This window comes from Enterobacter sp. CFEC122 (genome assembly GCF_052983755.1).
Map to the genome: position 1 here is coordinate 25,345 of NZ_JBRIQR010000035.1, position 20,505 is coordinate 45,849.

The following is a 20,505-nucleotide window of genomic DNA, read 5'->3' on the forward strand; positions in this document are numbered from 1 at the left end:
TATGATGATGAATTTCAGGGCGCTGTATTTATGTATTAAACGGATTTTGGGGATATTCTCATCTCAGGAGAATGATGCAACCTCTGTAATGATTGAGGATATATCAAGCCTCTCTCCTTTTGCGCAGATTCTAGGAGATCAGAAGTACACTGTTCCTGATCATCCAAATCCAGAAGTCCTGAAATTCATCGAGTATCCAACTCGTCCGACGGGCATACAGACATTTAATGAACAGTCAATCCTGTCTCTGTATCGGGAAAAGCTGCACTCAATTTCAATGATGTTAGCTATCAGCGATAGCGACATCAGGGACGATGCATATACATTTACTAATTTAGTTTTAAAGCCCTTGGTTGAATATGTTCGCTGGATACATCTTTTGCCAGCTTCCGAAAATCATCATCATAATGGTATTGGTGGGTTACTTTCTCACAGCCTGGAAGTGGCCATACTCTCTTTAAAAAATGCGCATCACTCAGAACTGAGACCAATCGGATATCAAGATGAAGAAGTAGTCCGTAGAAAAGTATATCTCTATGCTGCGTTTATCTGTGGTTTAGTCCATGATGCCGGAAAGGTTTACGATCTCGACATTGTAAGCCTGAATTTAGCTAGTCCGATCATTTGGACGCCAAGCTCACAAAGTCTTCTTGACTGGGCACGTGAAAATGACGTGGTTGAATACGAAATCCACTGGCGAAAGCGTATTCATAATCAACATAATATCTGGTCCAGCGTTTTCCTTGAGCGAATCCTAAACCCGGTATGTCTTGCATTTTTGGATCGGGTAAATAAAGAACGTGTTTATTCAAAAATGATCACCGCCCTAAACGTTTATACTGATGGGAATGACTTTTTGTCTAAATGCGTGAGGACCGCTGATTTCTATTCTACTGGTACAGACCTTAATGTTTTACGTGACCCTATCATGGGTCTGCGTTCTAATGATGCAGCAGCAAGGGCCATTAGTACCATCAAGCACAACTTTACCAGTATCAATATCAACAATTACAATGCTAAGCCTATGCACATCATTATCGTAAATGGTGAGGTATACCTTAACGAGAACGCATTCCTTGATTTTGTTCTCAATGATTTCGAATTACATAAATATAACTTCCCTCAGGGAGAGGCTGGTAAGACCGTATTGGTAGAATCCCTAGTTCAACGTGGTTACGTCGAGCCCTATGATGATGAGCGTGTCGTTCACTACTTCATTCCGGGTATCTATTCGGAAAACGAAATATCAAACATCTTTAGAAATGGGATAGGGAAACTAGAATTCTATAACCTTCTTAAGCTAAGGTGGATTGGTTTAATCTTTGATTCCTATAAAATCCCTGACTCAGTGCCGGGTCTTTTTAGCGTTAATGCCAATAAAGACTTTATTTACATTGACGAGCAAAAAACAGTTACTGAATACAGAAGACCAGTGCCCGGTCGGGACGTTATAACTAAAATTACTGATACTGTTGAGACGGCTGTTCTTAAGGTTAATGATTTAGGCCGCTCCTCTGCCTCTATTGATGTTGATATACATTCTAAGAAAAATGAAGGCTCATCCGACGATTTTGAGAAGAAAGCCGAAAGTGATAATGAAATTGATAATGACACGCAGATAGTTAAATCTGAGGGTGAGGAAGCAGCTGATCCTGTCATTCCTGATATAGAAGAAAGTGAAGATGAATCGGCAAAGGACACGGAATCCCATGTCCTGGTCAACCAACTTCATGAACTCCTTTTAAGCGCTCCACTTTCCAATGACTATATAGTGTGTGTTGATGCTGTCCCCTACCTCAACATAGATACCACTATGGCATTGCTGCCGGGATTAGATGAAAAAGCATTCAGTGAAGAGCCCTATTTCCAACTGACATTCAGAGAAGGCTCTCTCGATGGAATGTGGATAGTAAGGGACATTGACGATCTGCGTTTAGTCCAGCTCGGCGATAACTGCGCCGGGTTCCAGCTCACCTATCATGAGCCAAGAAGGCCAACAACTTTAAAGTCACTTTTCAATACTTCTATGTATCAGGCATTAGTGATTAATGATGAGTCTTCTGTTGAAAACTCTGCCCCACGTCCAAAGCAAACGCTTGAGCTGCCTCCCCCACGTGTAAATGCAGTCGAAGAACATTCTGGCGACGTGGAATATCATGGAACCGATAGTGCATCCGCGACTGGTCCGCTGAAAACTGAGGCTGTGGAATATGAACATTATCAACATCTTTTTGAGAAAGAAGATGAAGAGCATGAGATCATTGATTATACCGATTTCTCACAGCTTAGTGTTTCTCGGCCAGAAGTCGGTAGTTGTGCAACAAGCTCTTCGGTCCATAATGAAAAGCTTCTCTCCGAGCCGTCAGAATTACCAGAACTTAACCGAGAACAGAACGCTGATCCCCAGGGTACGAATGAACGCTCTATGGATGTTTCTGTAGGACAAGAAAACTCAGAACCAGATACTGAGGGTAACTGCCCACCACCAGCTGAAGTTGTGTATTCCCAGACCGAAGCAGCCGCAACCAGTGTGATGGCAAGTGAAGAGCCCGCCTTACCTCCTGTACTTGAAGAATCAAATGGAGAGCATGCGCCCACAGACGCTAAGGGGCATCATCTTTCGCCAGCACTGGCCAGACTGTTCGCCCCAACAGCACCGGTAGAAAAACAAAATCCCAAGCGCAACCGGAATAAATCATCGGACAAAGCAGAAGTACAAAAACCAGCATCACCTGTTTCTGGTCACAATCTGAACAGTAAAGTCTTTGCATCTACTGAATCAGACCAAAATGGTGAATTCTCGCTTATAAGCGAAGGTGACGTTACAGAGCTTGAATTTGTAGAAATTGCGTTAGTACTGCATCAAATTCTGTCCAAAATGGAGGTGGCGTTTAAAAGAAAGCGCAAAAACAGATTTATGGTAAGTACTCCTAATACTCTCTATCTGACCCAATCTTGCGTGGAAAAATTTGGGTCGCAGTTAGAGGCTCAAGATCTTTTCAATAAGCTTCCTCAGTACCTCGTTAATTCTGGTGCTGTGATCAATACAAAATGCCATGCATTTAACATGCCTACTTTGCTGGCCGCATCAGACCGGGCGAAAGTGGACATTGAACGAATTATCAATAACCTGAAAGAGGCTGGGAACCTATAATGTCAGATTCGAAGAGGACTAACCTCCATGCACAAGAGAATTTTTATCGGCCTATTCTTGAGTATCGTAGTGCCTCAATACTTTTGATTTGTTCGGTTTCTATGCTTTATATGGGACTTTCTTCAGACGGACTGGACATCGCCCCAATAGTTCTGTTCACCTCAATATTGCTTTTTTTGCTGTGCCTTTATCGTTGCAAAACAGCAGCGCCATTTTTGATGGCTCATTGGCGTGTATTCAAGCGACATTTCATGTTCGTTAGTCTTGATTCACTGCGTGTAATTAACAAAAGTAACTTTTTCTCCAATGAGCGAAAGTATCGTCAACTGGTTCAGGATTATCAAAATAAAAATAAGGATATACCCGAGCGAAAGTCCTATTTTTGTGATGGGTTTGAGTGGGGTCCGGAACATGCGGATCGGGCATATCAAATAGCTAACCTCTCCAGTGATAAACGTGAGATCGAGTTGCCATTCGTCTTCAACCCAATTAAGAGACATTTTGACGCAATGGCTCGTAAGATGGGCGGCAGCAATGCAATTTTTGCTGTGGAACGTAGGGAACCCATATTTGTAACTGAAGACAATTGGTTTGGTCATACTCTGATAACCGGAAACGTGGGTACCGGGAAAACGGTGCTACAGCGTTTACTAAGCATTAGCATGCTTCATCTTGGTCATGTTGTTGTTGTCATAGATCCAAAGAACGATGCAGAGTGGCGAGAATCTCTAATGGAAGAGGCTAAGACCCTCGGTCTTCCTTTCTATAAATTTCATCCTGGCCAGCCAGCATCTTCGGTCTGTATTGATGTCTGCAACACCTATACTAATGTTTCTGACCTAACATCTCGTCTTTTGAGCTTGGTGACAGTTCCCGGTGAGGTTAACCCATTCGTTCAGTATGCCAAGGCTCTCGTTTCCAATGTGATTTCCGGGCTTTCTTACATAGAGAAAAAGCCTTCTATTTATCTGATTCACAAGAACATGAAAAGCCACATGTCTATTGTGAATCTTACAGTCAAGGTAATGGAGTCATGTTACGCGAGATATTATGGTTACGATGTCTGGACCGAAAAAGTTAAGTACGTCGCTAACGATACCTTGCCGGTACGTTTCAAGCGTCTCGCTGAATGGTTTACGGCTCATTTCATGAATTACGAGGGGTCCGAACAAATAGACTGGTTAGATACTGTTTCCCAGCTTATTGATTACTCAATGTCCGACCCAGAGCATATGGCTAAAATGACCGCAGGTATTATGCCTGTTTTCGATATGCTCATTGAAAAACCTTTAAATGAGCTTTTATCTCCTAACCCGAACTCAGTATCATCAAGAGAAATTGTAACAAGCGAAGGGATGTTCAGCACTGGCGGGGTGCTATACATTTCGCTTGATGGCCTTTCAAACCCCGATACAGCAGCTGCTATTTCTCAATTAATAATGTCAGATCTGACCTCCTGTGCCGGTAGTCGCTACAACGCTCAAGATGGTGATATGTCAGCTAATTCCAGGATAAGTATTTTTGTTGATGAGGCACACTCAGCCATTAACAACCCTATGATTAACCTTCTGGCGCAGGGTCGTGCAGCGAAAATTGCACTGTTTATTTGCACCCAAACCATCTCCGACTTTATTGCTGCGGCAAGTGTTGAAACTGCCAATCGAATTACGGGGCTCTGCAACAATTATATAAGCTTGCGAGTCAACGATACTCCTACTCAGACGCTTGTTGTAGAGAACTTTGGTAAGAGTGCGATAAGCACAAATATGGTCACTTATACGACCGGTTCAGAAACATCTTTGCCGCATAATAACTTCTCAGGTTCAATCTCAGAAAGAAAGCAGACAACTTTAGAAGAGAGTATTCCAAAGGATCTCTTGGGTCAGGTCCCTATGTTTCACATAGTTGCCAGGCTTCAAGATGGCAGGAAGGTTGTAGGCCAAATCCCTATTGCTGTTGCTGAGAAACAAATGAAGCCAAACACAACTCTGTCGGAAATGCTTTTCAAGAAGGCCGGAAAAGTTACTTTGCGTCAAAATCTCGATATCAAAAATCTTAATAAATTTCTAAGGAAGTTGCATTGATGGATGAAAAAATTGTCCTGACGCGCCAGCAAATTTTAAGCTCTGCACTAAAAGTCAGCAAATGTCGCTCGCTCGTAAAAAGGCGCTTTCAGTCTTTGGGTTTAAAGTACGCAGATTCTCAGGAAGTTCGAGATCGGCTAACTATGATAGAAAAAAACGCGTTTCATCATTTGGGAAAATTTTGTCAGAGCAACGATATCGATTCCCTATTCTCCATGGCAAATACCCTGTCTGAGCTTTTCCTTTTAAAGGGAGAGTTGATCACGACTGATCCCTTTGGGGACCGTGAAACCAGCTACTGGTCGGTACCACAAGGATCATGCCATGAATGGATTCAATCACTGACCACCAGCGAAGGTCCTGAACGTAAATTCGTTAGTTTCCGTATTTCTTTCGATAACAATGACGTACGGTGTGATCTTGTAAAAAAGAATGCCCGTATGCTTGGTTGTTATCTTTTGCCTTATTTCGTCGATTTAACACGCACGGTGGGCGCATTCATTAATTTGCCAGGTAGTGTCTCTTTTAAACAAGTACAGCGCATCAAACCCCAGATTCATCCAGAAACAACACATAGTCATATAGTTACTATTGAGGACTCTCCCTTTCTTTCTCGGTTAAAATTTAAAATCATTACTGCCATAGATCAGCTTCCTGACCCTAATGGCCTTTATACAAACACCTTTAACAGCATTATTGACCGTGCACTGCTGACTCATCTCAAAACCGAACAGGAAAAAATAGATAGTCCAAGAGTCTGCAAAAATGTGATTTCGGCTTTTGCCGACTCAACTCTTTCTCTGCCGGTGTTTAACATCGGCCTAAACGAGCAGTACAGATACTGGACGCCGTGGGGCATCAACTTTATAGAATTTTCCCGCCAGGCCGCAAAAGCAAGGACCGCTGTATTTGTTCCTGATGTGGGACAGATCGAGTGGAAAAGCGCAGAGCATAAAGAACTGGCGGAGTTAAGCCTCATCGACCAAATCATACCTAAACAGTACCACTGGCTCCTGGGTATCCCGACGATGTGGCGTAACAACTATTGCAATCACGATCAGAGGCTAGCTCTTTTTCGTGAATGGAGGGAAAGCAATGGCTGCGGATAATACAAGCAGGGCAGCAGTGCTCAGAACAATGCTTTTTTTTGGCATGGTCATTTATTTTGGTTACAGCTTGGCTTTCCAGAATACTGAGGAGCTCAAATATCAGATTACTCAGGAGGTTAATGCAAGCCGGTCCATCATATCAAATGACCGTTGGAAGTCTGTCATTGCAAATAGTGAAGCGACTTTAAATTGGTTGGTACATGACTATAAGTTAATTGACTATCTGAATACTATTCTGATCCCTGACACCAAAAAACCAGCCAGAGGTATTAACATTGTTGCTGAAAAATTTACCTCTATTAATTACACTATGGCCAAAAACATACCCCTCTTACTTTATCAGTCCATTTTCCGGTGGAACTTAATCCTGGGGTGGCTAATCGTTTTTCTGCCCTATCTATTTGCCATGCTAGCAGATGGAATGTACCAGTGGAAATTGAAGAGGTACGTATTTGGTAAGGTTACAGTTCAGTTTTATCGTATTTGGTTTCGAGCATTTTGGGTGATCAGTGCTTTAACGATGGTCTACCTGGTCATGCCAAATATGTCACTATTTAACAATATCGCTCAACTTTTCCCACCAGTCGCTTTATTGATACTGGGAATTGCATTGAATCGCTTGTGGTCTAACTTTCAAAAACTCATGTAAAGGTGGTCAGATGTTAAGCAGTAAAAAAAGGAAGTCCCCTACAAATATCAAAGAATCGCTCAATGATAACGCTGACCGTTTTTATAAGATGTTTCGCATTCATACCACGGCAAAAGTTGCTATGTCGCTAATTGCCATGACCGCTGTAGGGTTTTCTTTCTACAATCTTTACGAACAATGGCAGGACGCTGAAGGGAAGAAAGACCATATAGCTGTAATACGGATTTCTGGCGAGATGGGTACCGGCTCGGAAACGGGCGATGGAACAGTGATCGCAACAGCTCTTGCCAAAGCTTACAATAATCCCCATGCCAAAGCAGTTATTATCGAGGCAGAGTCAGGTGGTGGTGGTCCCTCTGACGCCATCATTATTTACCGCCAGATAAACGCGCTTGAAAACCACCAGCCACAGATTGAACGCGTATCAGATGCCGGTGGCTCTCTTTCATCTGTAGCCGCTGACAAGAGTAACAAAACCGGGAGCACAGAACGTGGCGATGAAGCACGGTCGAAGCAAAACTCCCTCGAAGTACTCTCCAGCGGTACCGGTCGTTTTTTCTCTGATATCGCAGACTCATATAAACCAATCATCGTTAGTGTGAAAGGCATATGCGCATCCGCATGCTATTACGCGGTATCGCCCGCTGATGCAATTTATGCCGACAGTAATGCCCTGATCGGTTCTATCGGTGTGCGTATGGACCACTGGAATCTGTCAGAGATCATGAGCACAGTAGGCGTCAAGAATGAGCCCCTTACGGCCGGTGAGTTCAAAGATGCTCTTGACCCCTTCCACCCATTGTCCGATTCAACGAGGGAGTTCATGCAGAAGGAGATCCTGAACACGATGCATGAAAAATTTATAACTGATGTTGAACTTGGACGGGGTAAAAAGCTTCTCTCGCGTCATGATGCCGATGCTGTTTCTCTCTATTCAGGCCGTGTATGGCCAACACCTCAGGCAGTTAAGTACGGCCTGGTGGATGGAGATCTTACGTCAGTAGAGATCCGTACACGTCTTTCAAAAATGTACTCCACTGACACGTTCAAAAACTACAATGAGCCTCATCGTAATCTCCGTTCTGCACTCGGCATGCTGATGAGCCTGTCTTCAAATATTGAGAGCCTTACCGGTACCACTACCCGCTTAGTAGAATCTGTTAATGCCACCAGCTACCCCTCTGTGAGGTAACATGGATGCTTTCAATCTGCTGTGGAGCATTACGGGGGTAGCTTTCATTATCCTTATTTTCGTCGTGTTGCTGTGTCTGTTGGGATTTATGACCTCTGCCATAGCGGAACGGCGGACTGCAAAGGCAATTGAATCTGGGCTTCCTGAAGAAGCTCAGGGGCTACTTAGTGATCTCACCTTTCAGTTGTCGGCTCATAGCACTACGCAGGTTGATCACATTCTCGTAGCCCCACATGGTATATACGTCATAGAGCAGAAAAACTACGTAGGCAAGCTCTACGGTACTCTGGAGGAAAGCCACTGGCGGAAATGGACTCAGTCCCGAACCCTCAAGTTGCAGAACCCGTTTAAGCAAAACCAGGGGCACATCAGGGCTATTCAGTCTGCTCTTAAGGCTAGAGAACTGGAATGTATCAATGTCGTCATCATAAACGGACGTTGTAAGTTTGATGGCATCAAGCCGGAATGGTTATGTATGGGGATGGACGATTTTATCCATAAAGTCAAACAACGACGAGGGCTACGGTTGTTCACACCGGAGTCTGTTCAGCACATCTGTTCGGTGTTGAAGTCAACAAGGAAGTCGCCAGGGCTCTATACGGACCTTACTCATATTCATAACATAACGACAAAGTACAAAGCCCCGATGAAATTCGAGCAACGAGTAACATACATTCTGCTCAACTTTATCCATTATCTGTGGGCAAGTCTGTTCACTAAGCAGAAGCCTTAGCGCTCTATCATTGGTAAGGCTGTAAAATGTCTGCAAAAGGCCCCATCGGTAAATTGTTGGGGCTTTTTCTTTGCGTAGTTCTGATACGGTTTATCCTGTGGAGCATTATGGCCACCAGCCAGCTGGTGACTGGCCAACGCTTTGTATGACGTAGCCTACTCAGGGCAGGCTATTTTAGAGGGACCGATTTTTATCCGGGCTAATTTAGAAAGAGATAATTTGAACTTAGGCGGGCTGACCACCAGCAGAGAGGTAAATCACTAGCCGGTGATATTGACAGAAGTCGTCAGGGGTTTAACGCCGGAATATTTTGCCAGGCCTCCTGCAAGGTCTGCAAGACTTCTACAAGTGATAGTGACGGCCACAGGACTGTTTCCGTCATTATCACTCCAGGTGGCTCGCACTCTACTGGTACCAGAATTAAAACAACACGAGTTCCTTTTACCTGGTAGGCAAGGTTTACTGCCGGTTGGCGGTAGGAGGCCAGTACACCCTCACCATATTGAGCAGGGTTACTTGCCCAGTTCCGCACCATTGCATACACCTGAGGCATATACCGACTATCCAGATCCCCTTTGGGCCGTCTGAACGGCACGATTTCTTCTGAGCGGTAGGTGGTCGTTGTTGTATTGGTTGTCATCTTTGTCACCTCCCCTGTTCGTCCATTTAGAGTTTTAAGCTGCTTTACACATCACACTCAACTGATTATTTAAGCTGGTCATCGTCTCTGGCCAGCATAGCCCAACCATTCGCCTGGTTTTCGCGGGAGTAAGGATTCATTTCAAAATAACTATCTACCGCGTCGCTGTCCGCAACAGAACTGTTGTTAGCTCTCTTTGAACCCTGAACCACTACAGCATCAACCTCTGCGGCTTTCCCGTTGCGCTGTACCAGGATTTTAACCGTATTGGGCTTACGTCTTGCGAGCAGTTTGTTGGCGATAAAAAGCACAACAATCCAGGCCAAAAGCACGTATAAAAATGTATTCATAATGCCCTCCTTTGTATGTGATTATTATACCTGCTTCCATTGCAGGCCAAACAGGTTCGGTGCATGAAAAATAGACTTCTCTCCGGCGTATAGCAATCTACTTACTGATCTGTTTTCGTATCAAACTGTATGGCATAACCGAGGGGCGTACGTGGTGAGTCAGAAAGTTACTTTTCCGTAATAGTTAATTTCAGATCCTTCTTCCAGTTACGCTTCAGTATAAAACCGATACCCTCTAATTCAGCATCCTTCACGTTTAATACGCTTCACTTTAAGGCAGGGCTTTTCGGTTGAAATGAATTCTTTTTCCGGTTGCTGGACATGGGTTTCATCCTGATAGTTAAAGTTGCAGGCTATCAGTCACCACCACCACCTCCGTCACCTCCTCCACCGCCACCATCACAACCACCAGCTATGCTATTTTCACCATTACAATCACCTCCGAGGGGGTTCAAATGGCTGCTCCCCTGTAGATGGTGTCCTTGCCAGATCGAACCCGAACCAGCGCCTCCTGAGCGTCTTTGCTTGCCCTGAGGCAATTGTGCAGGCTCACCAGCACCGGCGGTACCAAAAATGTCCCGGGCAATTTTATAAAGAAGGTAAAAAGGTACGCCCAGCATCATAAAAAAGATTACTGAAAATATTACACGTTCCATTGATGATCTCCTGTCTTGTGAGAGACCAGTTATATCAGGGTGATTCAGTATTTCCGTTTAGAAAAGAGTACTAATTTGGCCCTGTTCGCTCTTAATTTGCCATCCGGGAAAAAGTCATAGGGATAGGCCTGCCAGAGTCAATAACTTCCAGTGATCTGGAGGAGACCCCGGCTCTCTGAGCCCTCATGGATGGTACGGCTTTACCCCTTGTAAACAGATTCACGTTCCGCAGGACAAACATCGACTACTGACGTCTCATATTTGCTGACGCTAATCCGACGTCTCATTGCCGTCTGCTTGTTTTCTTTAAAGGGTGTATTAGACGAATATCAAATCGGAATGGTAGGGGATGTGTGGGCACCATGCCCGGCCCTCTTTGAGCATCTGAGAGATTGGAGACCTAGCCGGGTAAGATAGCTACTTTCTTACGGGTTACCCTTCAAATCCAAAGACGAAACGGACGCTGCCGTTCTCCACGTGGAGACGCTTTACTTCTTCGACAAATTCCTGGATCACCTCTCCGGCGTTATCGGGTGGTATGGCTGACAAAATTTCTTCCGAAGTCAGCCATGAGTATGAATGTTCACCGAATAAATCATCATCTTCGGACGGTATATCATCAGGTAATCCGCGTAATGCGTGGATAAAAACTGCTGATGTGCTCGCCCTTTCACGATCTACATCAAATCCGAGCCAGGCAAAGTGGAGATATGATCGGTCCCCTTTATAATTGCTTGATAAATTAATCCATTTACCAGGCTTTTCTTCCCTTTGAAATCGCCAGCAGATATCAACGCCCATTAAGAAACTCCATTACTATCGTTCGTATGAGATAACTATCATTTCAGAATACTATGACTTCTTCCCGTATAGAACTAATCGCTCACGCCATTTAGCTACTTACTTTTTTTACGTACGCTTGCAGCGCAGTACCTTGAGAGAAGTAAGTAAGACTGGGCGAAGCCAACCGGTTCCGCCACCTCGCTCACCGGCTTTTAGGCGTAAGCACTGAAGTCAGCCTCCATGCTAACTGGCGAGCCTGCGAAAGTCAGACTCGTTGTTATAAAGCGGCATATCGTAAGCAGTGTCTGAAATGAACATTCGGATCTGCTCAAGCGTCATGCCACAATGAAAACGGGTTACGCTCACATTGGCCCGGGGGAAGTCAGCACAAAATGCATTCAAAACATTCTCATGGACAATACCAATGTTGATTAACGCAGCTGGCCCGTTGTCACGGAAAGATACGACACGGAATCCCCCATACCAGCCTGACTGGGAGAAAAATGAAAATGCACTCGTTGCCAGACCATTAGACAGGTCATAGCGCAATTTCCCGCTCAGAGACTGGCTGTCTCTGCTGTACACGCGATTAATGAAAATGCCGGGACCAACTTCTACCGGCTGCTTGTTGCTTGCTAAACACGGAAAGCCCACCAGCGAAACCTCCCTTTCTCCTAACCAGTTTACCTGATACCCGGCAGTGAGAAAGTCAGTCAGTTCTACGCCAGAAAGAGCATTAATGGCCGCAATATCGGTATCCAAAATATTTACGTTTTTCATATTCATCTCATCTATATTCTAAAGTGCGTTTTTTGTCTATCAGCCCGAGGATTGAAAATTTGAATATTTAATGTGACAGAAAAATACCTGTCACCTTTTCAAAAACTGCCTGCAATTGAATATCGAGAGAGTCCATTTTAAAATCCACCAGCTCAGCTTTATTATCGCAAACCGAATAAAAATAGGAGTCAAATGCGTCTGTATCTTCATCTTTAAAAATACGGAAGGAATTAATTTTATTATGCCCTTCAAATTCGGCATGAATACCATAGCGAACCGAGCCGTCATCGAACTGAACAACCCGTCGTACAGAATTAATCCGGACGTACTGTTTTAAGGCCCTCGCGAAATCGGCATTTAACGCCAACGCTCGTAAGATTGAATCAGCGGTTTCATTCTGCTTTTTACGATCATATTCAAACATCCCACAGCCGGTGTTACGAAAGACCGGCTGAAGAGCATTAACCAGGTTGAAGGAATCCACGTTTCTGTCGTTTCTGTACATGAGATATCTCCTGCCCCTCCGCTATACGAAGGGGCTTGATAGGGTTACTGCCAGGCTGCGATCACTTCTTCGCACTGGAAATGAGATAAGCACTGCTGGAGTAAAAGGGCCAGCACCGCTGTGTTAGGGACGCGATTGTTACACCACGCGTTGAATAGCAGCTGCCATGGACCGGCATAATACCCGGCCAGTTTCTTTTTTTGTTTATCTGTGCAGCAGCTGGAAATGGCCTGCTGATAAAGGCTTTCATTCTCGGCACCAGAGCGTTGTTGCAGTGCCTGATAAATATAGGAGTAGACAGAATCGGAGCAATTAGATGCATAGGCCAGATTGGTTTTCATAATACCTCCTGTGTTTTTGGGTATTATATAAAACTCCGACCTACTGGCTAATAACCCACACTGTAATTTCTTTTAAAAACACAATAAATTTTCAAAATTGGACCAGTGTGGATTTAAGCGAGCAGTTTAAATCTTTATGAACTAGCTTTCAAAGAGGTTGGTTTTTCGGGAAGTTTTTTGCCAGACCAGCATGTTGGTTTTTTTTCTGTAGTGCAGATTAGCTGGTACCTGCCCCTTCTTACCTCTTTGAGCAATGACTGTTTGAAATATGGTAAGCCCAGTTCAAAAACCCAGTAACGACCGTCTGCAAAAACGACTGAATTTTCAACGCCATCCGAAGCCACCAAGGATGCATCATTAAGTAGACGTTCTTCATAATGAAATGGTAATGAAAATGTCAGATATAACGCACAAAGTACAAAGATTCCTGTGAGACTAACTGCCAGTGAACCACAATAACCAGAATAAACATTTAAATTTCTTTTGATAAATTTCTCATGCAAGATTACAAGCAGACAGAATACACAAGCTACCAGCCCAAATCCTACATGCAGATAAAACTGTCTTATTTCATCATTCCAGACGATGTTGTCCCATTTCGTGCTTAAGATTGAACCCAACAAGGAGATAATAAAAGCGGCAATTTGAGAACTGATAAAGTAGGAGAAAGCTGACTTTGAAGTTATTTTTTTCATAGAAACAGGAACCTCTTTACCTCGTTCCTGATCAGAGAAAAGACACAAAACGCACCATGCGCAAAAAACTGCAAGTCCAGATGCAATAATCTCGCGTAAAAACATATTAAACGTTTCCGATAATGAATAAGTAATTACCATATCCTCTCCGTAAGTCTACATATAATTCAGACGTGACAAATAATTAAAGGCATTGCTATTCTATCATTATGCATTGCGTTTAAAATCATTTCTAATTCAGCAGAGTAGCGATACAGGCATTTCGCTATCCTAAAATCTGGTAGCTTTCCATTTCCTTGCTGAGATAAATCAAAATAATTCTATTTATTGCCTATTCGGATGCTGCAAAACCTTATAAATCCGGATGTATATCACTTAACAGTGAACCATTCGGTGACTTGCTCTCCGTGAGGTCCACCGGGTTTATCCAGTAGGGAACATTCTGCTTTTACCGTTTACTGCATACGCGAGCAGGAATTCTGTTGCAGTTCTGCATTTGCCTGCTTTTCCAGTGCTGTCATAACCCGGCGGAGCATCGCCAGAGCCTGAACAGGCGAGCTCCCAAACTGCACTTTCACTTCATCCGTATCATGATCCTGAATCAGGTCGAGGATGTTCACTTCGATCCCTGCCCCGTTTTCATCTTTTGCCGTGCACTGAATACTTACCCGGGTCACCGAATCCGTCAGGACTGGCAGTGGGTTAGTCTTGTCTACGTTGATAAAAGCCTTCTTCATTGCCCTGTTTCCCCTTGTCCTGAAAAAGTTACCGACCCGTCCGGATGGAGGGGTCGGTCAGAAAATCATGCCTGTCCCTTATTCATCTTCTCAGCATGCTTACGCAGGTACTCTTTCAGGTCAGCATGAGCATTGATGATATCGTTCATTTCATCATTGGTCAGAACAAGCGTGTAAGTATCAGTGCTGACAGATTCACCTTCTTTAAGCTTGGCTTCTTCAGCAATACGTTCAAAAATCGGGATCGCGGTGTCGGCAATGACGGTCACGGTCTTTTTGTTCAGAACGCTGGACATGGATGGTGCTTTACCTGCCGGGTTCTGTTTAGGAGCGCTGTCCTTTGGAGCCGGAGCTGGTTCCTGTACCGGTGGCGTAACCAGCGTCTCTGTATTGCTTTCATCATTCAGTTGATCCGGTACCGGGGTGTTAACGGTAGCATTACCTGCCGGTTGCTCATCACCGGAGTTTTCCGGAGTCTGCGGATCTGCCATGCGCTCTTCTACCTTGGCAGCTTTGACGAATTTCAGCGTGTTTTTCGTCGCTTTACCATAGATGGAGATCGCCTTGTTGATGTTATCTACCGCATCCTCACCGCTGTACATATACTCGTCCAGCGCAACGTACATGCTCACCTGATCGCTCACAAGCATGGTCTGTAGTTCAGAAGGCAGGTCCAGTACGCGAACCATCTGGCGAAGATGCTGCTCTGATTTACCACGTTTTTTTGCCAGTTCCGCAAAGGTCTTAGGCTCTTCTTTATCTTCAACAAGACGCTTAATTGAAAGCGCTTCAGCTACGACAGACAGCGCCAGGTTGGAGTTGCCGGTCAGGGTGAAGAGTTCTGCTTTTGAAGCGCTACCGCGAAACTCTTCGCAGCGAATACGAGTAATGCGTTCACGCCCTTCTGCTTCCAGCTGGCGGTTTGCAATAGCGATGGAACGGATACGGCAAGCCCCCTGACGCAGTACAGGTACGCCATTAACCATCTGAACAACGATAGGCGTCACGCTGAACGGGTCTTCCATGTAGGCATCGGCCAGGCTGTTCAGGTGTTCCACAACGTGAGGCATTGAATAGTAGAGCTCGCCCATACCGGCCGTGCGGGTGTTAAAGCCTTCCTGCTCTACAACAACCGAAGGGTCAATGATAAGGCCGTTACCTTTACGGGCACCGTTACCAGTGCGTTCCAGGTAACCACGAAGGCTGATTTCGTTGCTGTTGTTTTTTACTTCAGTTTCGATTGCGGACATTTTTGTTCTCTCTTTTGGTTGGTTGTTTAACTGCGCTACAACACAACAATACCAGGTTCGACATTTTTTCTAATAGGTTGCACAGAAGAAAAAGTAACTTTTCTTAAAAAAAATTCCTGAGACAATACTACTCGATCCGTCCGTTTTAAATCTTCACAACAGTGGGCCGTTTTTACGTTTAAGCAAAATAGCTGGTTCAGAAGGTGAGTCGGAGAGAAAAGTTACTTTTCCGGTTGTCTGGGCCAGTGATGAGAGAGTGGCAGGACAGGAATGGCTAAACCGGTGCGGGTCTCTTGTAAGTCGCAGGGGATTGAGGAGATATAGAGGTAAACCGGTACGTTCAGTTTTTGGATTGAGCCGGGCTTTTGGCCCGGGCTTAAGGAAGCGGAAATTTGAACGAACTGGCAGGTAATGATTTATGCCGCCGACAGCTGGCCGTCAGTGCTTTGCTGTTCTGGTTTGACAGTTGGGGGATAACCGGCAGTTAGCCGCTGGCATTCCGCATCACAGAAAGCCCTGAGGTTGCTGAAGACGGACTCCATGAAATCAGCATGAGCATACGAGTCTACAGGACGTGTCTTGTTATCTTTCATCTTGTTCTCCTCAATCATTATTAAAACCAGCGGATTTAGTTCCTGGCGCTCCATCTGCTGACCGGCTTTCCCAGAGAGCAGCGATGTGTCGGGTTCTGTTTCTCATTTTATCGTTTTCATCGGGCCCATCCGGCCGTATAAGAGACCGATTTGGCATGTTTAAGAAACGTACTGGCGACATTAAAAGCTGAGGTTGGCTTTGGAATAAAAGGATACTTTTCCCGTTTGTCAGGTCTTTCGCTACCGCTGCACGATGATTCTGTCAGGCATTCTGCGCCCTCCTTGGCTGTACATCTTGAAACAAGCGGTGGGATGTTCCCTTCCCCCTGCTCACCGCAGAATAATTGGCAAGTCCCGACGGTCGTTCCGTACGAGCCGGGTCCAAATAATGAATAAATACAACGCCACTTCAATTGTATTGACAATAGAAGTTAGGAGGATCATAGTGTCATTCATGGTGCGGCTTTCGCACCACCGCCCCGGCGGTACCGGGCAGAACTGGAGTACCTCATGAAACTTTCCCGTCAGACGACTTCTGATACTTCTGTTGATGGCCGTTCACGCGCATATGCCTGGGGCCGTGTCCATTATTTCATTATCGAACATGCACCAATGGCTGAGCTGGTCGCTATTGACGAGCTGCTGGAAAAAGCTGGCTGGAGCAATGACGGCTGTCCGAACTATGAGAAAGATGACGAGTTTGGTAATGCTGGTTACAGCTGTGGTTACTGGATCGATATTGACAGCGTGGGAAGCTTCAAGGCTGACTACAAACGTCTTAAGGGTGAGATTAGTGCGCATATCGCCTCAAAGGCGGCAGAGGTGGAGATCCGCGTACTGGACTCGATGTCCGACAAAGAATGTAAAGATGTTGCCTCGGTGGCATGTACTGTTCGCCGTGACTTACGTACGCAGTCCGAATCGCTTCATTCACTGCGTACTATCGTAACGGTTGATCATTACAATCCCTATGTGATCACCAGCCGCCCGCTGAGCATTTCCGCCTGGACACTTATCCACGACTGTCTGAAAACCGGCACCATCAATGACGTCTGTTCACGGTTGAGTTCATTAATCCTGCACTCTGAAGCCGCGATTGCCCGTTGTAAGGGAAGCTCCGACTACTCTTCGGAACACGCTCAGCTATCGTTTTTTGCTGGTAACGACTATGTCACCAGACGCACCCTTGTTGATGCAGCTCACGAAGAGGCTCTGCGAATGAACCGCCGCTTTGATGAACGTATTGCAATGAACGCGGATTCTGATGCCAGAAGGCTCCAGTGCGAATTCAACCTGAGCAACCATGTCGTACAGCGTCGGACCGTTGAATCTGCTCATATCCAGGCAATCAACGAAGACGTCACCCGTTCACAGGCGGAACCACGCTGCCCTGGAAAGCTTCTTCTGAAAATGACCAGTCATGAGGAAGTGCGGGACTCACTGAGCACCTGTTAGTCCAGCGACACCCCCTGCGGCTCTACTACCGGGCCGCAGTCTGCTCCGGCCAGATGGTGCCAGTGGCGTAATGAATTTGTTTAATAAGGCTGAGTATGATGAATAAAGAACAACTAATCGACAAACTGGAACGCGTGGTATGTGGTCAGTACTCCTACGAAATGCAGGAGCTTGCGTATTCGGCCCTCTGCTGCATTAAAGGCACCCCGGACGACTGCGCTAAGTTCCCTGTTACGCGTCCGCTGCCTGACACCTTAGTGGACGTATGGGACGAGATCGGGCAATACCTTGGCACAGGCAAAGCCATTGAAACTCGCAGTTGCGGCGTTTCGCTTCTGCTTCATGGACACTGCTACGATTCAAATCATGTGCTGTACTGGCGCAATGCTGGCGCACTTCCAGCAGCTTGCGATACGCCACTGGCTGGTGGGTCTCGCAAACTGTTCACCTGCTCAGCCTGTGGAGTGGACGGTCTGGATGAACCACCTGAAACCAGTTGCCACTGCTGCACAGAGGGGGCCCACTGGATTGAGAGCAGGCTCTTCACCTCCGGGCAGGCAGACCCTGAAGAATTTAGACCCGTGGCGGTCGTGAAAGTGTGTGCAGGCTCAACGCCGGATGATCGGCTCATCTGGAGCGTGATTGAACAGCTCAACGGCGAACTGGCGGAAGGCGATAAACTATTTAAGCGACGCTGACAGATCACGTCAGCATTTATATCAGACGAACTCCAGAATAATTTAAAGCAACCATGAACATGAAAAAGCCCAAAGCTGCATTACAGAATGCCATGAAAGAAGATGTGCCAGCTGTGACACAGATTCAGATGCGATCTACGGTTTCCAGAAAGGTTCGCTATGTAAAACAGGCAAATCGAGAGGGTCTGAAATTATCTGAGTGGATGTCGCGGCATCTCGACGCTGTCTGTGATACCGCAGATGAGATTCATAAAGGCAAACGCTCAACTCCGGTTGCGCCTGGGAAGATTCCCCCTGAGGTATACCAGGTGATATACGATCAGTGCGGCGGGTTCGTGGAGTGTGATGCTAATGCCCAGGTAATCTGGGAAGCCTGCCGTGATGCCATTCTTAACGGAGACAAAGGGTAAACGGCAGGTATCGCCTGTCATTTTTACCCTTGTGAGGAAAATCCTGATGAACCATGAGAGCCGAACTGTATACCTGAACACGGCCATTGAGGCCCTGTTGAAAGCTGAGGCGGCTCTGAACGAGCTGGCATTAGCCTATGTACTCAAACCAGGTGAAAAGGCAAGCGCATGCCATCCCCGAACCGGTACGCTTTCCACAGCTTCCCAGGTAAGAAAACTTCGCCGTGTTCTAGAAAAAAACAAGTTATGACGGCCCTTATACGCTGGCATAATGTACCGTGCTTCGCTCATCCCAGCAGTATGGGTTTTAAACTCTTCCATTTTTAAGAGTACGGGAAGAGCCTTATTATTGTCGCATACCCTACGGATGCATTGCAGTTCAAACCGCTGTTCGGTGCAATTATTGCTGTATCCGGCGGATTTGAAAATGACAGAAATAGTGATGTAAAGCTCCGCCATTAAAGAAATGCCCCGTAGTTTGGCGAATCAACTTTCTGAATTATCTCGATGAACACCATTTAAGGAAATCGAATGTGTGATTTTTGCAGGGCTGACGAAAATTACTTTCATATGGCAGAATGCGTGTATGACCAACTGGTTAAAGAGTATCCCGTAATGTGGCTGCGGGATTCAACCCGGATCGGGGCCTGCTACCTCTGTCGAGAACTGCTGTCGCCGGAGGGGATGGTCCTGGCGATGCAGAGCGCTTTCCCTGCGAAGGGATGGCGGCTGCGTATTTGGTACAATGAAACCATTGACGAAGAGATAGAACCGCAGCGTGGAGACTGTATTGAGCTGTCCTCCAGGGCGGACGCTCTGCTGTCCTTCATGTCGTTCCAGGAAAAGGTTTAGCGCTGCGGCCCCCCTCACAAAAAGGCGCTTTCCGCGACAAATCTGGTACGACCGGACAACGTTGAGTCAATTCTTGCTTCCCCGCAGAAGAATCCCTATGAAGTAAAGTAGAGGTAGGCATTACGCCCACCAGCAAACCTGATAACTGTTCTTTGCGTAACATCCTCAAACTTCTGGTGCCTTCGTAGACTGCGATGCGAATGCCCATGAGCTGAATTCACCGTATCATTTGACCGGATGCAGCGAGAACAGAAATGACAATGTTTGAACGATTTGCCAGACGGCCATAAAACTCTACTGGGTACAGAATAAGGACTGACCGCAATGGCTACGTTCTATGAGCTACCGACCAGTGAGAAGTCCATTGTTTCCGGTACGTGCCCGGACGAGCACCGGTGAAATTTTTCCCGACTGGATTACGCTAAGGCTTTTGAACGGTTTGCGTGAAGTGGGACTCTTTGGGTCTGGTTCTTGATTTATACAAAAGGCTATATGCCACAAGACGGGAGGAAAAAAGGGTTTCCCCGACTGGAGAAACCCTTTCAAAAGGTGCCGATGGCATACTAATCCACACCCCGAAAAGAGGGGGTTGCCCCCCTCTTTGTCAGCTACTTACCGGATTCGTAGGCCAGGATAGCAGATACCTCCCTTGTTCCGTCTTTCATCCGCAACTCGCAAAGCGAGTTTCGTGTGAGCCAGGTGAATATCAACAGCGTTAAACAAACTATTAATATGCACAAAACAATGGGTTGGTTCGGCATTTTCATGGCCTTCTTCTCCTTGCATTTAAGCAGGCAAGAGGCTACTCTGAATGTGACTAGCATACAGGGGCCTCGGGT

At 45.8% G+C, this 20,505-nt stretch carries 23 protein-coding genes and 1 pseudogene; 11 read left to right on the top strand and 13 right to left on the bottom strand.

Annotated elements, in window-relative coordinates; genetic code table 11:
- Positions 1-7 precede the first annotated feature (7 nt).
- The 6 genes from mobH to ACVCAM_RS20330 are packed head-to-tail and all read left to right on the top strand — an operon-like array spanning position 8 to position 8,921.
- Positions 8-3,154, top strand: a complete 3,147-nt coding sequence (mobH, locus tag ACVCAM_RS20305) for a MobH family relaxase (RefSeq protein ID WP_001011152.1) — start codon at positions 8-10, stop codon at positions 3,152-3,154.
- On the top strand, positions 3,154-5,238 hold the full coding sequence (gene traD, locus ACVCAM_RS20310; RefSeq protein ID WP_001284073.1) for a conjugative transfer system coupling protein TraD: 2,085 nt from the start codon (positions 3,154-3,156) through the stop codon (positions 5,236-5,238). Before mobH ends, traD begins: the two co-directional genes overlap by 1 nt.
- Positions 5,238-6,347 carry a hypothetical protein gene (locus tag ACVCAM_RS20315; RefSeq protein ID WP_000343600.1) on the top strand — a complete coding sequence of 370 codons (1,110 nt, stop codon included), beginning with the start codon at positions 5,238-5,240 and terminating at the stop codon, positions 6,345-6,347. Before traD ends, ACVCAM_RS20315 begins: the two co-directional genes overlap by 1 nt.
- On the top strand, positions 6,334-6,996 hold the full coding sequence (locus ACVCAM_RS20320) for a DUF4400 domain-containing protein (protein ID WP_000718549.1): 663 nt from the start codon (positions 6,334-6,336) through the stop codon (positions 6,994-6,996). Before ACVCAM_RS20315 ends, ACVCAM_RS20320 begins: the two co-directional genes overlap by 14 nt.
- A 10-nt stretch (positions 6,997-7,006) precedes the next feature.
- The gene (locus tag ACVCAM_RS20325) at positions 7,007-8,188 is read left to right on the top strand and encodes a S49 family peptidase (protein WP_094166803.1); all 1,182 of its coding nucleotides are present in this window, start codon (positions 7,007-7,009) and stop codon (positions 8,186-8,188) included.
- Between the two features lies 1 nt (position 8,189).
- Entirely contained in the window at positions 8,190-8,921 is a 732-nt protein-coding gene (locus ACVCAM_RS20330) for a nuclease-related domain-containing protein (RefSeq protein ID WP_000338612.1), read from the top strand.
- A gap of 286 nt (positions 8,922-9,207) precedes the next feature.
- Here ACVCAM_RS20330 and ACVCAM_RS20335 read toward each other — a convergent pair whose 3' ends face one another.
- The 11 genes from ACVCAM_RS20335 to ACVCAM_RS20385 form a co-directional block, all read right to left on the bottom strand.
- The gene (locus ACVCAM_RS20335; protein ID WP_000210769.1) at positions 9,208-9,561 is read right to left on the bottom strand and encodes a hypothetical protein; all 354 of its coding nucleotides are present in this window, start codon (positions 9,559-9,561) and stop codon (positions 9,208-9,210) included.
- Between the two features lie 65 nt (positions 9,562-9,626).
- Complete coding sequence (locus ACVCAM_RS20340) at positions 9,627-9,911, bottom strand: hypothetical protein (protein WP_001091367.1); 285 nt, start codon at positions 9,909-9,911, stop codon at positions 9,627-9,629.
- Between the two features lie 356 nt (positions 9,912-10,267).
- The gene (locus tag ACVCAM_RS20345; RefSeq protein ID WP_000442693.1) at positions 10,268-10,567 is read right to left on the bottom strand and encodes a hypothetical protein; all 300 of its coding nucleotides are present in this window, start codon (positions 10,565-10,567) and stop codon (positions 10,268-10,270) included.
- 432 nt (positions 10,568-10,999) lie between these two features.
- The gene (locus ACVCAM_RS20350) at positions 11,000-11,368 is read right to left on the bottom strand and encodes a hypothetical protein (RefSeq protein WP_000537761.1); all 369 of its coding nucleotides are present in this window, start codon (positions 11,366-11,368) and stop codon (positions 11,000-11,002) included.
- A gap of 225 nt (positions 11,369-11,593) precedes the next feature.
- Entirely contained in the window at positions 11,594-12,130 is a 537-nt protein-coding gene (locus ACVCAM_RS20355) for a hypothetical protein (protein ID WP_000800251.1), read from the bottom strand.
- Positions 12,131-12,197: 67 nt separating this feature from the next.
- Positions 12,198-12,635, bottom strand: a complete 438-nt coding sequence (locus ACVCAM_RS20360; RefSeq protein ID WP_000286108.1) for a hypothetical protein — start codon at positions 12,633-12,635, stop codon at positions 12,198-12,200.
- Between the two features lie 44 nt (positions 12,636-12,679).
- Positions 12,680-12,976 (bottom strand): hypothetical protein, encoded by a 297-nt coding sequence (locus ACVCAM_RS20365; protein ID WP_000856246.1) that lies wholly within the window; start codon positions 12,974-12,976, stop codon positions 12,680-12,682.
- A 134-nt stretch (positions 12,977-13,110) separates the two neighbouring features.
- On the bottom strand, positions 13,111-13,812 hold the full coding sequence (locus ACVCAM_RS20370; protein ID WP_000237191.1) for a hypothetical protein: 702 nt from the start codon (positions 13,810-13,812) through the stop codon (positions 13,111-13,113).
- 314 nt (positions 13,813-14,126) lie between these two features.
- On the bottom strand, positions 14,127-14,408 hold the full coding sequence (locus ACVCAM_RS20375) for a hypothetical protein (RefSeq protein WP_000708863.1): 282 nt from the start codon (positions 14,406-14,408) through the stop codon (positions 14,127-14,129).
- A gap of 65 nt (positions 14,409-14,473) precedes the next feature.
- Complete coding sequence (locus ACVCAM_RS20380) at positions 14,474-15,658, bottom strand: hypothetical protein (protein ID WP_001272971.1); 1,185 nt, start codon at positions 15,656-15,658, stop codon at positions 14,474-14,476.
- Positions 15,659-16,074: 416 nt separating this feature from the next.
- Positions 16,075-16,251 (bottom strand): hypothetical protein, encoded by a 177-nt coding sequence (locus ACVCAM_RS20385; RefSeq protein WP_001371930.1) that lies wholly within the window; start codon positions 16,249-16,251, stop codon positions 16,075-16,077.
- Between the two features lie 510 nt (positions 16,252-16,761).
- On the opposite strand from ACVCAM_RS20385, the gene ACVCAM_RS20390 reads away from it, so the two are divergent.
- The 5 genes from ACVCAM_RS20390 (at position 16,762) to ACVCAM_RS20410 (ending at position 19,666) form a co-directional block, all read left to right on the top strand.
- Positions 16,762-17,706, top strand: a complete 945-nt coding sequence (locus ACVCAM_RS20390; RefSeq protein WP_000778029.1) for a DUF5417 domain-containing protein — start codon at positions 16,762-16,764, stop codon at positions 17,704-17,706.
- Between the two features lie 95 nt (positions 17,707-17,801).
- Positions 17,802-18,404, top strand: coding sequence for a hypothetical protein (locus ACVCAM_RS20395; protein ID WP_224222681.1), 603 nt, complete (start codon positions 17,802-17,804; stop codon positions 18,402-18,404).
- A 59-nt stretch (positions 18,405-18,463) separates the two neighbouring features.
- The gene (locus ACVCAM_RS20400; protein ID WP_000743059.1) at positions 18,464-18,814 is read left to right on the top strand and encodes a hypothetical protein; all 351 of its coding nucleotides are present in this window, start codon (positions 18,464-18,466) and stop codon (positions 18,812-18,814) included.
- A gap of 46 nt (positions 18,815-18,860) precedes the next feature.
- Complete coding sequence (locus tag ACVCAM_RS20405) at positions 18,861-19,064, top strand: hypothetical protein (RefSeq protein WP_001015183.1); 204 nt, start codon at positions 18,861-18,863, stop codon at positions 19,062-19,064.
- A gap of 281 nt (positions 19,065-19,345) precedes the next feature.
- A complete protein-coding gene (locus ACVCAM_RS20410) occupies positions 19,346-19,666 on the top strand; it encodes a hypothetical protein (protein WP_000332796.1) in 321 nt (106 codons plus the stop codon).
- A 608-nt stretch (positions 19,667-20,274) separates the two neighbouring features.
- Here the strand turns inward: ACVCAM_RS20410 and ACVCAM_RS20415 are convergent.
- Together ACVCAM_RS20415 and ACVCAM_RS20420 are read right to left on the bottom strand one after the other, a co-directional pair.
- Entirely contained in the window at positions 20,275-20,394 is a 120-nt protein-coding gene (locus ACVCAM_RS20415; protein WP_223152483.1) for a type I toxin-antitoxin system Hok family toxin, read from the bottom strand.
- Positions 20,342-20,452: pseudogene (locus tag ACVCAM_RS20420) on the bottom strand (DUF5431 family protein); the annotation flags it as partial. The pseudogene ACVCAM_RS20420 and the gene ACVCAM_RS20415, both read right to left, overlap by 53 nt.
- Positions 20,453-20,505: the final 53 nt, after the last annotated feature.

Bases quoted from the DNA above. Each gene is read 5' to 3' on its own strand.
- mobH (WP_001011152.1), top strand. From the start codon at position 8: ATGAATTTCAGGGCGCTGTATTTATGTATTAAACGGATTTTGGGGATA.
- traD (WP_001284073.1), top strand. From the start codon at position 3,154: ATGTCAGATTCGAAGAGGACTAACCTCCATGCACAAGAGAATTTTTAT.
- ACVCAM_RS20315 (WP_000343600.1), top strand. From the start codon at position 5,238: ATGGATGAAAAAATTGTCCTGACGCGCCAGCAAATTTTAAGCTCTGCA.
- ACVCAM_RS20320 (WP_000718549.1), top strand. From the start codon at position 6,334: ATGGCTGCGGATAATACAAGCAGGGCAGCAGTGCTCAGAACAATGCTT.
- ACVCAM_RS20325 (WP_094166803.1), top strand. From the start codon at position 7,007: ATGTTAAGCAGTAAAAAAAGGAAGTCCCCTACAAATATCAAAGAATCG.
- ACVCAM_RS20330 (WP_000338612.1), top strand. From the start codon at position 8,190: ATGGATGCTTTCAATCTGCTGTGGAGCATTACGGGGGTAGCTTTCATT.
- ACVCAM_RS20335 (WP_000210769.1), bottom strand. From the start codon at position 9,561: ATGACAACCAATACAACAACGACCACCTACCGCTCAGAAGAAATCGTG.
- ACVCAM_RS20340 (WP_001091367.1), bottom strand. From the start codon at position 9,911: ATGAATACATTTTTATACGTGCTTTTGGCCTGGATTGTTGTGCTTTTT.
- ACVCAM_RS20345 (WP_000442693.1), bottom strand. From the start codon at position 10,567: ATGGAACGTGTAATATTTTCAGTAATCTTTTTTATGATGCTGGGCGTA.
- ACVCAM_RS20350 (WP_000537761.1), bottom strand. From the start codon at position 11,368: ATGGGCGTTGATATCTGCTGGCGATTTCAAAGGGAAGAAAAGCCTGGT.
- ACVCAM_RS20355 (WP_000800251.1), bottom strand. From the start codon at position 12,130: ATGAAAAACGTAAATATTTTGGATACCGATATTGCGGCCATTAATGCT.
- ACVCAM_RS20360 (WP_000286108.1), bottom strand. From the start codon at position 12,635: ATGTACAGAAACGACAGAAACGTGGATTCCTTCAACCTGGTTAATGCT.
- ACVCAM_RS20365 (WP_000856246.1), bottom strand. From the start codon at position 12,976: ATGAAAACCAATCTGGCCTATGCATCTAATTGCTCCGATTCTGTCTAC.
- ACVCAM_RS20370 (WP_000237191.1), bottom strand. From the start codon at position 13,812: ATGGTAATTACTTATTCATTATCGGAAACGTTTAATATGTTTTTACGC.
- ACVCAM_RS20375 (WP_000708863.1), bottom strand. From the start codon at position 14,408: ATGAAGAAGGCTTTTATCAACGTAGACAAGACTAACCCACTGCCAGTC.
- ACVCAM_RS20380 (WP_001272971.1), bottom strand. From the start codon at position 15,658: ATGTCCGCAATCGAAACTGAAGTAAAAAACAACAGCAACGAAATCAGC.
- ACVCAM_RS20385 (WP_001371930.1), bottom strand. From the start codon at position 16,251: ATGAAAGATAACAAGACACGTCCTGTAGACTCGTATGCTCATGCTGAT.
- ACVCAM_RS20390 (WP_000778029.1), top strand. From the start codon at position 16,762: ATGAAACTTTCCCGTCAGACGACTTCTGATACTTCTGTTGATGGCCGT.
- ACVCAM_RS20395 (WP_224222681.1), top strand. From the start codon at position 17,802: ATGATGAATAAAGAACAACTAATCGACAAACTGGAACGCGTGGTATGT.
- ACVCAM_RS20400 (WP_000743059.1), top strand. From the start codon at position 18,464: ATGAAAAAGCCCAAAGCTGCATTACAGAATGCCATGAAAGAAGATGTG.
- ACVCAM_RS20405 (WP_001015183.1), top strand. From the start codon at position 18,861: ATGAACCATGAGAGCCGAACTGTATACCTGAACACGGCCATTGAGGCC.
- ACVCAM_RS20410 (WP_000332796.1), top strand. From the start codon at position 19,346: ATGTGTGATTTTTGCAGGGCTGACGAAAATTACTTTCATATGGCAGAA.